The sequence below is a fragment of the Acidovorax sp. SRI_002 genome (assembly GCF_057586455.1).
Window position 1 is genome coordinate 165,193 of the sequence record NZ_JBYCZW010000004.1, and the last position, 14,599, is coordinate 179,791.

Consider the following 14,599-nt stretch of genomic DNA (forward strand, 5'->3'; position numbering starts at 1 on the left):
TCTTGATGGTGGATTGGGGACGACGCCCCACCTTCTGCCCCCCTGCCACCGTGCCCTTCCCGCCCACCCTTGTTCTCCTCGGCGCGCCCGGCACCGGGGCCCAGGCGCTGCGCGATGCGCTCCACGCGCAACTTGCCCCCGGCTCCGCGCAAATTCTCTGCAACCCTGGCCTGCCCTCTGAGGGGGCCGTGGATGCCAGCCTGATTCTGCTCATGGGGCTGGATCTGCCCTGCCCCACCAGCGAGCGGGCCGCACAGGAAGCCGCCGATGCACGTTTGCGTGCGGATCTGACCCAGGTGGGTATGGGCTATCGCGTCGTGTATGGCCACGGTGAGCAGCGCATTGCCAATGCGCTGAATGCTATAAAAAACATAGCTTCTAGCACTTACCCATCAAGCGCCAGAGGCAATTTCGATTCAGATTCTGGCTCCAGTACCCGGACAGCGGCCCGCCTGCGCGCCTGGAACTGCGAAAAATGCAGTGATCCCGAATGCGAACACCGACTCTTCACTGCACTGATGGGGCGGGACACAGGCTCCACCTAAAACCCGCGACCCGAGGCATATCCCCAAAAAACGTGGAGGGGATGGAGGTGGAGGGATGAGATCAGGCCTGCTGCACCAGACCGCGCTTGAGCTCCTTGAGCAGCAGCACCACCTGGCTGGAGCCATAGCGGTAGCCGCCATGGAGCACCTGCACGGCCTTGTCCCACTCGCCCTGCTGGGCCAGCTCCACCAGCATCGCGGCCTGTTCGTGGAAATACTGGTGGCGTGCCATCAGCACCGCATACGCAGGCTGGTCGCCCAGCAATTCACCGCCCACCCCATGCAGCCAGCGCCCGAGGGCACCCCGGTCACTGCGGCGCACCTCCGCAGGGTCCAGACCCTCGGTGGTACGGCCTTCCAGGTAGTCCATGAGATGGGTTTTCCAGCGCTCGTGGGCATTGATGGCGGCGTCGATGTCGAGGGCCGCCAGCACGGTGTCCGCGCGCAGCGAATCCTGCGTGCCGGAAGCCCGGCTGCTGTCGCACAGCTCCAGGGAAGGCACAGCCTCTTGCCCCCGGGCACCCCCAAACACACGGCGTAGTAACCCCATAGCTCCTCTTGCACTTGCAGCACCACACCAAGAAAGCGGTGCGGCTGCGGGCCTGCCCCTGGGGTGGCCTTGCAGAGAACCTGCCGTGTGGAAGGCGACATCTTAGGGGCGCACAGCGTGATAAAGCGCGTGCGATTGTCAACGATGGTCATCCGCCCGGCACGTCGGCTGGCCCGTGGAGCGCAGGCAGCCGTGGCTGCGACGGGCGCCGGAAGACCTACCAGATGCCCTACTGGATGCCGGTGGGTCCGGGCGGCTGGCTGACGGTGGGTGGCACAAAAATCTGCGCGGCATCGACCACGTCAAAGCGGTACTGCTGCCCGCAGAACTCGCAGCCCACCTCGATGTCTTCGCGTTCGGAGAGGATGCTCTCGGCTTCTTCGACGCCCAGGTTGCGCAGCATGTTGCTCACACGTTCACGGCTGCAGGTGCAGGCAAACCGCGGGCCGCTGGCGCCCTGCTGGGGCTCGAAGCGCAGCAGCTTTTCCTCCCAGAACAGGCGGCGCAGGATGGTGTCCACGTCCAGGGTCAGCAGCTCTTCGCGCGTGAGGCTGGCAGCCAGGTGGGCGATCCGGTTGTAGTCTTCGTTGTGGCCGATCTGGTCTTCGTTCTCGCGGTGCGTGAGGCCTGCGGCCAAATTGCCCTCGCCCTTGATCGGCATGCGCTGGATCAACAGGCCCGCAGCCACCTGGTCATTGGCGCCCAGCACCAGGATGGTGTCCAACTGCTCGGACTGCAGCATGTAGTGCTGCAACACGTCGGACAGACGCTCCAGCTTCTCGTGGCGGTCGCCATACAGCGGCACCACGCCCTGGTAGGGCTGCTGGCCTGGGTGGCGGTCCTTGGGGTCGAGCGTGATCGCGCAGCGGCCGCCACCGCCCACATTCACCATCTGGCTCAGGGCTGCGCCCTCTGGCACCTCGCTGTTCACGGTGGCCGTGGCTCGCAGGCTCAGGTCCGACTGCACTTCGGCCACGGCGAGCTTTACGGGGCCATCGCCAAACACCTGCAACACCAGTGCGCCGTTGAACTTGATGTTGGACTGCATGAGCACACCGGCGGCGGCCATCTCGCCCAGCAGCTCGCTCACGGGCGCAGGGTAGGCACCCGTGCTGGTGTTGCTGGCGCGGCGGCGCAGGATTTCGGTCCAGGCATCGGTCAGGCGCACGATCATGCCGCGCACGGGCAGGCCGTCGAAAAGAAACTTGTGGAGTTCAGACACGCAGGGGTTCCAGGAGAAAAGTGGACGGCAGCAACGAAAAATGGTTGCCGCCGCTCAGGCGAGCTTGTGCAGGCCGCTGTGATAGCGGCGCGCGTTGTCGATGTAGTGCTGGGCGCTCTGGCGCAGGCCTTCAATCTGCTCGGGGGTCAGTTCGCGCACTGCCTTGGCAGGGCTGCCGATGATCATGGAGCCATCCGGGAACTCCTTGCCCTCGGTCACCAGCGCGCCCGCGCCCACCAGGCAGTGCTTGCCGATCTTGGCGCCGTTGAGCACCACGGCGCCAATGCCGATGAGTGATTCGTCGCCGATGGTGCAGCCGTGCAGCATGACCTGGTGGCCCACCGTCACACGCTCACCCACCACCAGTGGCTTGCCGATGTCTGCATGCAAGACACTGGCATCCTGGATGTTGGAGCCAGCGCCGATGGTGATCGTCTCGGTATCGCCGCGGATCACCGTGCCGAACCAGACGCTGGCGTCTTCGCCCAGCACCACATTGCCCATCACTTGGGCACTGTCCGCCACCCAGGCCGATGCCGCCAACTGGGGCACCATGCCATCGAGTTCGTAAATCGCCATGCACCACTCCAAAAAAGAGGAAAGGCCAGCGTTCGCACAGGCCCAGGGAAGTCGCCAGACGTTACAAAGCGTGCGCCGTGTTCCGCATGGCAGGGCCTAGAATTGTAAGGATGGAGCTTCGCCACCGTGCACTGCAGGTCTTGTGCCTTGCAGACCCTGAACAAAAAGCGGCCGCAGCGCTTGACCTGCAAGCGCAATCAGCTACTCTTTCGATAGCAGAACAATCCCCCACTCCCCCATCTGACGCCAATGCACTGCCCGGCCGTCCCGAGCGGCCGGAGTTGCTTCGCCATACCGACGTCGCCCGCCGTTCGCCGGCCACTCCACAGGGGCGCGCCATTCTGATCCACGCCATTGCGCACATCGAGTTCAACGCCATCAATCTGGCACTCGACGCGGTATGGCGCTTTGACGGCATGCCCCGCAGCTACTACACCGACTGGATGCTGGTCGCTGGGGAAGAGGCCCGGCACTTTCGCCTGCTGCGCGATCACCTGCGCCGCCAGGGCCATGACTATGGCGACTTCCCGGCCCACCAGGGCCTGTGGACGATGTGCGAGAAGACCCAGCACGACATCCTGGCCCGCATGGCGCTGGTGCCGCGCACCCTGGAGGCGCGCGGGCTGGACGCCACGCCGCAGATTCAGGCCAAGCTGCGCCAAGTGGGCACGCCCGATGCGCTGGCCGCCGTGGGCATTCTCGACACCATCCTGCGCGACGAGGTGGGCCATGTGGCCATCGGCAACCACTGGTACCGCTGGCTGTGCGAGCGCCAGGGGGTAGACCCTGAAGCCCACTATGGCACCGTGGTCAAGCAGTACGAAGCCCCCCGCCTGAAACCCCCGTTCAACGAAGCCGCCCGCCGCAAGGCCGGGTTCACTGACAACGAGCTGCGCTGGCTCCAGCAGATCTGACATGGCTTGCGCAAAACAAGGCTCCGTCAAGCGGCCAGTCCCAGGGCGAGAAGGCTGGCGCATCCCGATGTATGCAAGCCCTGTCTGAATTCCTGGTTACAGCGCGCGCCCGCATCGGCTCCTACAATTTGCCGCGCCAGCCCCGCCCGCTGACACTGGCCCCTCTTTCTTCGATACTCCCTCCATGACTTCACCCACTGCCCCCGGCACTCCCACCGCACCGCCCTCCGGCAACCAGTCCTCGGTCGCCATGATCGCGCGGCAGGCCATCGTGAATGCGCAGCAGGTGGTGGTCGGCTATGAGCTGTTCAACCGCTCGCGCAGCGGCGCCGCACACACGGCCGCCACCGACGTGATCCTGGTCTTCACCGCCCTTTCGCACGCTGGCACTGAAGAGCTGGTGGGCAAAAAGCTCATCTTCGTGAACTGCACGCATGAAAGCCTTTCCGGTGGCCACCTCGAACTCGTGGAGCCCGACAAAGTGGTGCTCGAAATTCCTCCACTGGGCCACACTGCGGCCGAAGAAGTCGCCACGCGCCTGCCTATCTTGACCGAGCTGCGCGACCGGGGCTTTCACCTGGCGTTCAACCACACGGTGTTGCAGTCCGCGTATGCCCCGTGGCTGCCGCTGGCGGACTACATCAAGCTGGATCTTTCGGTGCTGGCGCCCGACCAGCTGGCCGTGCTGATCAGCTACGCCGGGCGCCACAGCCAGGCCGAACTGATCGCGGAAAAGGTGGAAACTGCCCAGCAGTACGACATGGTCTCCAGCCAGGGCGTGCAGATGTTCCAGGGCTACTGGTTCGCACGGCCCGCGCTGGTCGAGGCCAAGCTGCTGACCCCGTCACAGGCCAGCATCATTGAACTCATCAACCAGGTGCGCAAACAGGCCAGCACCGATGACATCGAAGAAACGCTCAAGAAAGATGCTGGCCTGGCCTTCAACCTGATGCGCCTGATCAACTCGGCAGGTTTTGGCCTGTCGCGAGAGATCACGTCTTTCCGCCAGGCCGTGATGCTCATGGGCCTGAAAAAACTGTTCCGCTGGGCAGCGCTGCTGCTCACTGCCTCGCGCACGGGCGGCACCCCATCGTCTGTGGGCCAGACCGCCGTGGTGCGGGGCCGCCTCATGGAACTGCTGGCGCTCGAAACCCTTCCGCCCGAAGAAGCCGACCAGGCCTTCGTCGTGGGCATCTTCTCGCTGCTGGACGTGATGCTGTCCATGCCCATGGAATCCGCGCTCGGCCTGCTCAACGTGCCTGAGCCCGTGGCGGCGGCGCTGCTGCGGCGCGAAGGCTTCCTGGGAGACCTGCTGACCCTGGCCGAAGCCTGCGAATCCAGCGACGATGTGGTGTTCGACCGCACGGCGGGCCTGCTGCACCTAACCAGCCAGCAGATCAACTTTGCGCACCTGCAAGCTCTGGCCTGGGCGGACCAACTCACCGACTGAAGCTCACATTGATTGATAGGCGCACGCCACGTGCAGGTCTAGAATCATTGCAGACCCCAGCACATCACTCCAGCAGACCCCATGTCGACCACACCTGAACAAGACGCCCCCGAAGCTGCATCGCCTGCGGTTGACCCTGTAGACGAGAACATCGCCATCATTGCGCGCCAGGCCATCGTGGACGAATCCCGCGCTGTCTATGGCTATGAGCTGTTTGACCGGTCCACCGCCTCCGACGCCCACACAGCGGCCAGCGACGCTGCCCTGCTGTTCAACGCCCTGTCGTACGCCGGCACCGAGGCCCTGGTCGGCAAGAAGACGGTGTTTATTAACTGCACGCACGACAGCCTCTCGGGCGGCCACCTGGAACTGATCCACCCCGAAAAGGTGGTGCTGGAAGTCCCCCCTCTACCCGAAGGCGCCACGCCCGAGGAGATCGAAGGCCGCATTCCCACGCTGGAAGCCCTGCGCACGCGCGGTTTTCGCCTGGCGTTCGACCAGCAGGCCCTCAAGCGCGCCTACACCAGCTGGTTGCCCATGGCCTCCTTCATCAAGCTCGACATGCAGGCCTTCAAGCCTGAACTGGCTGGGCCGTTGGTCAAGTTCTCCACCACCCACAGCAAGGCTACGCTGGTGGCCGAAAAGGTGGAAACCGCCGAACAGTACGAGCTGATGCGCGGTCTGGGCGTCAAGCTCTTCCAGGGCTACTGGTTTGCCCAGCCTTCGCTGGTGAAGGCCACCACCATCCGCCCCTCGCAGGCTACGATCATCCAGCTCATCAACCTGGTGCGCAAACAGGCCAGCACGGCCGAGATCGAAGATCTGCTCAAGAAAGACCCCACGCTGTCTTTCAACCTGCTGCGCTTCATCAACTCCTCCGGTTTTGGCCTGTCGTGCGAGATCACCTCGTTCCGCCATGCGGTGATGATCCTGGGCCTCAAGAAGCTGTTCCGCTGGGCGGCCTTGCTCATGACCACGTCCCGCGCCGGCGGCGCGCCCCCAGCCGTGGGCCAGACCGCCGTGGTGCGCGGCCGCCTGATGGAACTGCTGGCCGCCGAGCTGCTGCCACCCGAAGAATGTGACAACGCCTTTGTGGTGGGCGTGTTCTCGCTGCTGGACACCATGCTGGGGGTTCCGATTGAAAAGGCGCTCGAATCCGTGGCCCTGCCCGAGCCCGTGATGGACGCCCTGCTGCGCGGCACCGGTGTGTTCGCGCCCTTCCTGGAACTGACCAAGGCCTGCGAAAGCGGCGACGAAGTGGCCTTTGCCAAGAACGCCGATGCGCTGCACCTGTCCAACCGCCAGGTCAACTGGGCCCACCTGCAGGCGCTGACCTGGGCCGAGAGCCTCAACGAAGACTGATTCGTCCCAGAAACACCTTTGCCGGTACGGGCCCTGGTCATCCAGGGCCCGTGGTTTTTCAGGCGGTCATTGATTTCCCTGGATGCCCGCCGCGCGGATGATGCGCGCGTTGTTCTCCGACTCCTGCGCAATCTGGCGCGCGAATTCGGCAGCCGTGCCGCCGGTCGGTACGTTGTCCGTGGCCTCGAGCTTGTTGCGGATGTCGGGCAGGGCCAGCGCCTTGTTCACCTCGGTATTGATGCGCTCCAGCACGACCACAGGCGTCTGCGCTGGCGCATAGATGCCAAACAGGGAAGACAGGTTGGCTGCAGGCTGGCCCAGCTCTGCCAGCGTGGGCACCTGGGGCAGCGAGTCGAGCCGCGCTGGTGCGCCCACCGCCAGCGGCTTGAGCTTGCCCGCCTTGATGTGCTGCAGCACGGCAGGCCCCGCATTGGTCGACAGCACTTCGTATTGGCCGCCCAGCGCATCATTCATCTGCTGGCCGCCGCCCTTGTAGGGCACATGGGTGATCTGCACCTGGCTCTTGCCCGCGATCTGCTCCAACATGATGTGGCCCAGCGACGCCTGCCCTGAGGTGGCCCAGCGCACGGCACCCGGCTTGGCCTGCGCAGTGGCGATCAGCTCCTTGAAATCCGCAGCCTTGCTGGCGGTAGTTCCCAGCAGCAGCACGGGCGAATACATCACGCTGACCACGGGCGCAATGTCCTTTTGCGGATCGAACGGAGATTTGCCCAGGTACGGATTGAGCGCCAGCGGGCTCACTGCCGCAAAGCCCAGGGTGTAGCCGTCCGGCGCCGCCTTGGCGACCGCATCCACACCCAGGCTGCCACTCGCGCCAGCCTTGTTCTCGATGACCACGGGGGTGCCCAACTGCACCGCCAGCTTGTCGGCCAGCGCACGGGCCACCGTGTCGCTCACACCGCCCGCAGGGTAGGCCACAACGATGCGGATGGGTTTGGCCGTGGGCCAGGCTTGCGCCATGGCCAGGGTGGCAGCGCTCAGCAGCAGTGAGCCAGCAAATAGTTTTTTCATGAGGGTTCCTGGTGTGAGTGGGGTAGGTATTTATCAACAGGCGCAGCAGTAGCCAGCCTAACCAGCGCTACCCGCGCGGATGGTGTTGCGCATGAAGCGATTTGAGCCGCTCGCGCGCCACGTGGGTGTAGATGGTGGTGGTGGAAATATCGGCGTGGCCCAGCAGCAACTGCACCACCCGCAAATCTGCACCGTGGTTGAGCAGGTGCGTGGCGAACGCGTGCCGCAGCGTGTGGGGCGACAGTGGCACGGTGATGCCCGCCACCTGCGCCCATTTCTTCACGATGACCCAGAACATGACCCGCGTCATGCCGCTGCCCCGCTGGGTGACGAACAGGTCGTCTGTCTGCTGCCCGCCCAGGATGGCGCTGCGGCCCTCCTGCAGGTAGCGGTCCAGCCACTGGCGGGCCACTTCGCCAAACGGCACGAGCCGCTCCTTGCTGCCCTTGCCCATGACCCGCAGCACGCCCTCGTTCAGGCCCAGCTGAAAGGTCTTGAGTGTGACCAGCTCCGTCACGCGCAGGCCGCTGGCGTACATCAGCTCCAGCATGGTGCGGTCACGCAGCCCGAGCGGGTTGCCGACGTCTGGCGCATTCAGCAGGGCTTCCACCTGCGCCTGCGACAAGGTCTTGGGCACGCGCAGGGGCTGGCGTGCAGCCTGCAACCGCACCGTGGGGTCGACCGTGATGCGCCGCTCCCGCAGCGCCCAGTGAAAGTAGCGGCGCAGCACTGTGAGGCGCCGGTTGGCAGACGTAGCGCGGGTCTGCGCATGCCGGGCGGCGAAGTAACCCTGCAGATGGTGCTCGGCCGTGCCGTCCAACGCCTGCGGAGGCTGCTGGTCGGCCAGCCACTGCGCGTACAGCGTCAGGTCACGCCGGTAGGCGGCCAGCGTGTTGCGCGAAAGCCCGTCCTCCAGCCAGAGGGCGTCCACAAAGGTGTCGATGGCGGTCAGGCTGGTGGCAAGCATGCAAAAAACGATAGCACGTAAAAAAGCCGCCCGTGGCAACGGGCGGCTTTGACTGAGAAGTATGGAATACGGCGCTTGCTTATTCCAGCGTCAGCTTCTGCTTGGCGACCACCTGCTTGTAGACCGCGAACTCGGCCTTGATCTGCTCGGCAAACTGCTCGGGCGTGTTGCCCACCACGATGGAGCCAGTGTCTTCGATGCGCTTCTTCACGGCCGGGTCTTGCAGTGCGGTGCGCACGGCTGCGTTGATTTTGTCAACGATGTCCTTGGGCAGTCCCTTGGGACCCAGGATGCCGTAGTAGGCCATGCGGTTCACGGGCTCCAGGCCCAGTTCCTTGAACGTGGGCACATTGGGCAGTGCGGCAACGCGCTGTGGCGCGGCCACAGCGATGGCCACGAGGCGGTTGTCCTTGATGAAGGGCAGCGCGGATGGAATGTTGTCAAAGATGATCGGCACCTGGCCGGCCACGGTGTCGTTCAGCGCCGGGCCCGCACCGCGGTAGGGGATGTGCGTGACGAAGGTGTTGGACAGGCTCTTGTACAGCTCCATCTGCAGGTGGCCAATGCCACCCGTGCCCGACGATGCATACGAGTACTTGCCGGGGTTCTTCTGCACTTCGGCCACAAACGACTTGTAGTCCTTGGCGGGGAAGCTGGGGTTCACGGCAATCAGATTGGGCGTGGCCGCAATGTTGATGATGGGCGTGAAGTCCGTCAGCGGGTTGTACGGGGTCTTGGGGTTGATGGCGGGGTTGGCGGCCGTGGTGGACACCGTGGCCACGCCCAGCGTGTAGCCGTCTGGGGCCGAGCGTGCCGTTTCTGCCGCACCCACGATGCCGCCGCCACCGGCCTTGTTCTCCACGATCACGCTCTGGCCCAGGGCCTTGCCCAGCGGGTCGGCGATCACGCGCGCAATGATGTCGGTGGTGCCACCGGGTGCAAACGGCACCTGCAGCTTGATCACCTTGTTGGGGTAGCCCTGGGCGGCTGCGGTGCCTGCGGCGGCAGCCAGTACGGTCAGCGCGAGCCATTGACGACGATGCATGGAGTTCTCCTTCGAGCGGGGGTAACAAACAGCGCTGATGGTATGCGCAATGGCTGCCTTGGAGCCCTGCGGATTCCACATAAGGGCTAACCCGCAGAGACTGACACGGATCAAGTATTCTCGGCACGTGAATTACGCCCAGCTCCTGATCCCGGACTTCTCCCTCATCCTCTGCGGGTACCTCATCTGCCGGTACACCGCCCTCAACCGCTCGGTATGGCAACCCGTGGAGAGCCTGGTGTACTACCTGCTCTTTCCCGTGCTGTTGTTCCAGTCCATCGTCAAGAGCCCGGTGGACATCGGCGCTGCGTCTGGCCTCATCGCTGCGGGCTTGACCATGGGCATCACGGGCATTGCGCTGGCCTACAGCCTGCCGCACTGGCCCTGGCTGGGCAAGCACATCGACGCACGCGACCACGCGGCCAGCGCGCAGGTGGCGTTCCGCTTCAACTCGTTCATTGGCCTGGCTATTGCCGAGCGCCTGGCGGGCGCTGAGGGACTGCTGATGATTGCCGTGCTGATCGGCGTGTGCGTGCCGCTGTTCAACGTGGCGGCCGTGTGGCCCATGGCGCGGCATGGCCAGCACAGCTTTGCGCGCGAGCTGGTGCGCAACCCGCTCATCGTCGCCACGGTGTCGGGCCTGGTGGCCAACCTGCTGGGCTTTCAGATTCCGGAATGGGCCAGCCCCACGGTCAGCCGCATCAGTGCGGCGTCGCTCGCGCTGGGGCTGATGGCGGCGGGCGCAGGCCTGCAGTTTGGCCTGCTCTCGCGCGGCAAGGCGCTGAGCGTGGCGGTGTTGTCCATCCGGCACCTGGTGCAGCCCCTGCTGGCGTTTGCGATGGCGCGGCTGTTTGGGCTCAACGCCGTGCAGACCACCATGCTGCTCGCGTTCTCGGCCCTGCCCACTGCCTCTACCTGCTATGTGCTGGCAGCGCGCATGGGCTACAACGGGCCGTATGTGGCCGGGCTGGTGACGCTCTCCACATTGCTGGGCATGGTCAGCCTGCCGTTTGCGCTGGGGTTTCTCCGATGACCGATTCCCGCGGAGCCCTGGGTTCCGACGCCTTGGCAAGCCGCCGCGCGTTGATGGCAAGCCTGGGGGCACTGGCGCTTGTGCCGTTGGTGGGCTGCGGGCGCAAAACCCCGCGCGCGCAATCGTTGCCGCCCGATGCCACCGTGCTGGCCCTGGGCGACTCGCTGACATCGGGCGTGGGTGCCTCGGCCGACACCGCCTACCCGGCCGTGCTGGCACGCCTGACAGGCTGGAAGGTGGTCAATGGTGGCATTTCGGGTGACACCTCGGGCGATGCGCTGGCGCGCCTGCCGGGGTTGCTGCAAAAGCACAAGCCGGCGTTGGTGATCGTGAGCATTGGCGGCAACGACTTTCTGCGCCGCCAGAGCGCCACCGCCACCCGCAGCAACATCCGCCAGATCTGCACCGATGCTCAGGCCAGCGGCGCACAGGTGCTGCTGGTGGCGGTGCCCGAGCTGACGATGCTGGCGGCGGTAGGCCGCCTGAGCGACCACGCGATGTACGAAGAGATCGCCGGCGAACTGAAAGTGCCGCTGCACAGCAAAGGCTGGTCGGGTGTACTGGGGCAGGAGCGGCTGCGGGCGGACCAGATCCATGCCAATGCTGCGGGGTATGAAGAATTTGCCCAGGGGCTGGTGTTGACCCTCAAAGACACAGGTTTGCTGGCGCGGTAGCCGCAAGAGCAAAAGCAACACGCCCCAGCAAAGCTGGCACCAATGCTCTTATTTTGATAGCTGTTTGCGCTTATCCATCAAGCGCCAGAGGCCATTTTCATTCAAAATCCAGCGCCCAGGCGACATGCTCGCGCACCAGCTCGCTGGGGTCCTCAACGCGCAATTGCAGCGCGGCACGCACAGACTCATCCCCCGTCGCCCGCAGCGCATTGCCCAGCGCCACAGCCACATTGCGCAGCCAGCGCTCGTGGCCAATGCGGCGGATGGGGCCGCCTTCGGTCATGCGCAAAAAGGTCGGCTCGTCCCACGCAAACAAGTGCACCAGCTGCTGGCCCGCCAGGCCCTTGCGCTCGTCAAAGTCCGGCAGGCGGCTCACCTGGGCAAACTTGTTCCAGGGGCAAATCAGCTGGCAGTCGTCGCAGCCGTAGATGCGGTTGCCCATCAGGGGCCGCAACTCCACGGGGATGGGCCCGGCGTATTCGATGGTGAGGTACGAGATGCAGCGCCGCGCATCAACGCGGTGCGGCGCAATGATGGCCTGCGTGGGGCACACGTCAATGCACGCGCTGCAGCTGCCGCAGTGCGCGGTGACGGGCGCGCTTTCGGGCAGGGCCATGTCCACATAGATTTCGCCCAGAAAGAACATGGACCCCGCCTCGCGGTTGAGCACCAGTGTGTGTTTGCCGCGCCAGCCCTGGCCGCTGCGCGCGGCCAGCTCCGCCTCCAGCACGGGGGCCGAGTCGGTGAACACGCGGTGGCCAAAGGGGCCGATGGCCTCGGCGATGCGGTCACTGAGTTTTTGCAGGCGCGCGCGCAGCACCTTGTGATAGTCCCGGCCCCTGGCGTAGACCGAGACGATGCCCTCCTGCGGGCGCTGCAGGCGCGAAAGCTCCGCCGTCTGCCAGCCTTCGGGCGCATCCATCGCGGTATCGCGCGGCAAATAATCCATGCGCGCCGTGATCACGCTCACCGTGCCGGGCACCAACTCGGCCGGGCGTGCGCGCTTCATGCCGTGGGATGCCATGTAATGCATGTCACCATGGAAGCCCTGCGCCAGCCAGGCCTCGAGCCCGGGCTCTGCCGCAGACAAGTCCACCCCCGCCACGCCGATTTGGGAAAATCCCAGCTCGCGGGCCCACTCCTGCATTTGAGGAACGAGTTGACTGTTGCACCACATACCGGCCAGATTGTAGAAAGTGGCAACCATGCTGCTGCCGAAACTGCGCGCCATTTCACCTGGCACAGCGAGGACGACACCACCGCCTTCGCGCAGCGCCTTGCCGCGCAGCCCCTGCTGGCCAATGCCTTTGTAACCCTGCACGGCGACCTGGGCGCGGGCAAGACCACGCTGGTGCGCCACCTGCTGCGCGCGCTGGGCGTAGAGGGCCGCATCAAGAGCCCCACCTACGCCGTGGTGGAGCCGCACGAGGCCCCGGGCCTCGCCATCTGGCACTTTGACTTCTACCGCTTTGACGACCCGCGCGAGTGGGAGGATGCGGGTTTCAGGGACATTTTTGCCAACCCCGGTCTCAAGGTGGCAGAATGGCCGGAAAAGGCTGCAGCGCTTACCCCGCTTGCGGACCTTGCTATCCACATTGAAGCAATCGACGACACCGAAAGGAAAGTCACCGTGCACGCCCATACCCCCATCGGGCGTGCCTTGCTGCAAGCACTCTGAGACGCCGTGAACGAACCCACCCTGCCCGCTCATCCCCCCGCTGCCCCCCTGCGCTCGCGCCGCGCTGTGCTGCAGGCAGGCAGTCTGGTGCTGTTGCTGGGCACGCAGCAGATTGCACGCGGCGCCACCATCCTGGCCGTGCGCGTGTGGCCCGCCCCCGAGTATTCGCGCGTGACCATCGAATCCGACGGTGCGCTGGTGGCCAAGCAGTTTTTCGTGACCACCCCGCCCCGGCTGGCGGTGGATATCGAGGGCATTGACCTGAGCCCCGAGCTGCGCGAGCTGGTGGCCAAGGTCAAGCCCGACGACCCCAACATCGCCGGCATCCGCGTGGGCCAGAATGCGCCCGGTGTGGTGCGTCTGGTGGTCGACCTGAAACAGGCGGCCATGCCCCAGGTGTTCACGCTGCCCCCCGTGGCGGCCTACCAGCACCGGCTCGTGTTTGACCTGTACCCCGCCGCACCGGTGGACCCGCTGGAGGCGCTGATTGCCGAACGCCTGCGCGAGGCCCCCGCCAAGCCCGCCCCCGCACCCAATCCGCCGCTGACGGCCGCTGCTGCGGCCAACGCCGCCGCAGCGCGCGCCCCCGCAGCGCCCGAGCACGACCCGCTGGGCGACCTGATTGCACAACGCAGCCAGCGCCCCGGCCCGCCCGAGCCCCCACCCATGGTGGCCACCGCGCCGCCACCGCCAGAACCCGCGCGCCCCGGCAACCGAGCCACATCCACCCAGACGGACCGCATCATCATCGTGGCGCTGGACCCTGGCCACGGCGGCGAAGACCCCGGCGCCATCGGCCCTGCAGGCACGCGCGAAAAAGACGTAGTACTGCGCGTGGCGCACCTGCTGCGCGACCGCATCAACGCCACCACCGTGGGCGGCAACCCCATGCGCGCCTACCTGACCCGCGACGGTGACTACTTTGTGCCCCTGGGCACCCGCGTGCAAAAGGCGCGGCGCGTGCAGGCCGACCTGTTCGTCAGCATCCACGCCGACGCGTTCACCACCCCCGCCGCCCGGGGCGCCAGCGTGTTTGCGCTGAGCCAGGGCGGCGCCTCCAGCACGGCTGCCCGCTGGCTGGCCAACAAGGAAAACCAGGCCGACCTGGTGGGCGGGATCAACGTGCAGTCCAAAGACCAGCACGTGCAGCGCGCGCTGCTGGACATGAGCACCACCGCACAGATCAACGACAGCCTGAAGCTGGGCACCGTGCTGCTGGGCGAGATCGGCGGCATTGCCAAGCTGCACAAGCCCCGCGTGGAGCAGGCAGGTTTTGCCGTGCTGAAGGCGCCCGATATTCCGAGCGTATTGGTCGAAACCGCCTTTATCAGCAACCCCGAAGAAGAAAAGCGCCTGCGCAGCAGTGCCTACCAGGAACAACTGGCCGATGCGCTGATGCGCGGCATCACACGTTACTTTGCCAAGAACCCGCCGCTGGCGCGCAGCCGTTCGGTGTAAGAACCTGTTCAAGACACCCCAATGGTGACTCCCCCGCCTTGCGCGGGCCGCGAAGTGCAGGCACAGTAGCCTTCATCGTCCCAGCCCGGC

15 protein-coding genes are annotated in these 14,599 nt (G+C 65.5%); 8 read left to right on the forward strand and 7 right to left on the reverse strand.

The features are described 5' to 3' along the window. Positions 1–50 precede the first annotated feature (50 nt). The gene (locus AC2YJX_RS12035; protein ID WP_487256181.1) at positions 51–545 is read left to right on the forward strand and encodes a hypothetical protein; all 495 of its coding nucleotides are present in this window, start codon (positions 51–53) and stop codon (positions 543–545) included. Between the two features lie 61 nt (positions 546–606). Here AC2YJX_RS12035 and AC2YJX_RS12040 read toward each other — a convergent pair whose 3' ends face one another. From AC2YJX_RS12040 to AC2YJX_RS12050, 3 genes are all read right to left on the reverse strand, one after another. After that, a complete protein-coding gene (locus AC2YJX_RS12040; RefSeq protein WP_121420683.1) occupies positions 607–1,095 on the reverse strand; it encodes a CZB domain-containing protein in 489 nt (162 codons plus the stop codon). A 229-nt stretch (positions 1,096–1,324) separates the two neighbouring features. Beyond that, positions 1,325–2,317 carry an Hsp33 family molecular chaperone HslO gene (gene hslO / locus AC2YJX_RS12045; protein ID WP_487256182.1) on the reverse strand — a complete coding sequence of 331 codons (993 nt, stop codon included), beginning with the start codon at positions 2,315–2,317 and terminating at the stop codon, positions 1,325–1,327. Positions 2,318–2,371: 54 nt separating this feature from the next. Next, positions 2,372–2,896 carry a gamma carbonic anhydrase family protein gene (locus AC2YJX_RS12050; RefSeq protein ID WP_055398609.1) on the reverse strand — a complete coding sequence of 175 codons (525 nt, stop codon included), beginning with the start codon at positions 2,894–2,896 and terminating at the stop codon, positions 2,372–2,374. 110 nt (positions 2,897–3,006) lie between these two features. On the opposite strand from AC2YJX_RS12050, the gene AC2YJX_RS12055 reads away from it, so the two are divergent. The 3 genes from AC2YJX_RS12055 (at position 3,007) to AC2YJX_RS12065 (ending at position 6,622) form a co-directional block, all read left to right on the forward strand. Beyond that, entirely contained in the window at positions 3,007–3,810 is an 804-nt protein-coding gene (locus tag AC2YJX_RS12055) for a ferritin-like domain-containing protein (RefSeq protein WP_487256183.1), read from the forward strand. Between the two features lie 184 nt (positions 3,811–3,994). Continuing rightward, complete coding sequence (locus AC2YJX_RS12060) at positions 3,995–5,260, forward strand: EAL and HDOD domain-containing protein (protein WP_055398607.1); 1,266 nt, start codon at positions 3,995–3,997, stop codon at positions 5,258–5,260. Between the two features lie 81 nt (positions 5,261–5,341). Next, positions 5,342–6,622: an EAL and HDOD domain-containing protein gene (locus AC2YJX_RS12065; protein WP_431149890.1), complete on the forward strand. Its 1,281-nt coding sequence runs from the start codon at positions 5,342–5,344 to the stop codon at positions 6,620–6,622. Positions 6,623–6,688: 66 nt separating this feature from the next. On the opposite strand, the gene AC2YJX_RS12070 is transcribed toward AC2YJX_RS12065, so the two are convergent. The 3 genes from AC2YJX_RS12070 to AC2YJX_RS12080 all read right to left on the reverse strand — a co-directional run bounded on the left by AC2YJX_RS12070 (position 6,689) and on the right by AC2YJX_RS12080 (position 9,666). Continuing rightward, positions 6,689–7,654 (reverse strand): Bug family tripartite tricarboxylate transporter substrate binding protein, encoded by a 966-nt coding sequence (locus tag AC2YJX_RS12070; protein WP_487256184.1) that lies wholly within the window; start codon positions 7,652–7,654, stop codon positions 6,689–6,691. A gap of 67 nt (positions 7,655–7,721) precedes the next feature. Beyond that, entirely contained in the window at positions 7,722–8,621 is a 900-nt protein-coding gene (gene xerD, locus AC2YJX_RS12075; protein ID WP_121505825.1) for a site-specific tyrosine recombinase XerD, read from the reverse strand. A 79-nt stretch (positions 8,622–8,700) separates the two neighbouring features. Beyond that, positions 8,701–9,666 (reverse strand): tripartite tricarboxylate transporter substrate binding protein BugE, encoded by a 966-nt coding sequence (locus AC2YJX_RS12080; RefSeq protein ID WP_055398604.1) that lies wholly within the window; start codon positions 9,664–9,666, stop codon positions 8,701–8,703. A gap of 127 nt (positions 9,667–9,793) precedes the next feature. Between AC2YJX_RS12080 and AC2YJX_RS12085 the strand changes: the two genes are divergently transcribed. Both AC2YJX_RS12085 and AC2YJX_RS12090 read left to right on the forward strand, forming a co-directional pair. Further along, on the forward strand, positions 9,794–10,699 hold the full coding sequence (locus AC2YJX_RS12085; RefSeq protein ID WP_121505824.1) for an AEC family transporter: 906 nt from the start codon (positions 9,794–9,796) through the stop codon (positions 10,697–10,699). Next, on the forward strand, positions 10,696–11,373 hold the full coding sequence (locus tag AC2YJX_RS12090; protein WP_487256185.1) for a GDSL-type esterase/lipase family protein: 678 nt from the start codon (positions 10,696–10,698) through the stop codon (positions 11,371–11,373). The genes AC2YJX_RS12085 and AC2YJX_RS12090 overlap by 4 nt, the downstream gene beginning before the upstream one ends. A gap of 97 nt (positions 11,374–11,470) precedes the next feature. Here AC2YJX_RS12090 and queG read toward each other — a convergent pair whose 3' ends face one another. Then, entirely contained in the window at positions 11,471–12,520 is a 1,050-nt protein-coding gene (queG, locus tag AC2YJX_RS12095) for a tRNA epoxyqueuosine(34) reductase QueG (protein WP_487256186.1), read from the reverse strand. 12 nt (positions 12,521–12,532) lie between these two features. On the opposite strand from queG, the gene tsaE reads away from it, so the two are divergent. Together tsaE and AC2YJX_RS12105 are read left to right on the forward strand one after the other, a co-directional pair. Continuing rightward, positions 12,533–13,051 carry a tRNA (adenosine(37)-N6)-threonylcarbamoyltransferase complex ATPase subunit type 1 TsaE gene (gene tsaE / locus AC2YJX_RS12100; protein ID WP_431149905.1) on the forward strand — a complete coding sequence of 173 codons (519 nt, stop codon included), beginning with the start codon at positions 12,533–12,535 and terminating at the stop codon, positions 13,049–13,051. Between the two features lie 6 nt (positions 13,052–13,057). Further along, complete coding sequence (locus AC2YJX_RS12105) at positions 13,058–14,509, forward strand: N-acetylmuramoyl-L-alanine amidase (protein ID WP_487256187.1); 1,452 nt, start codon at positions 13,058–13,060, stop codon at positions 14,507–14,509. Positions 14,510–14,599 lie beyond the last annotated feature (90 nt).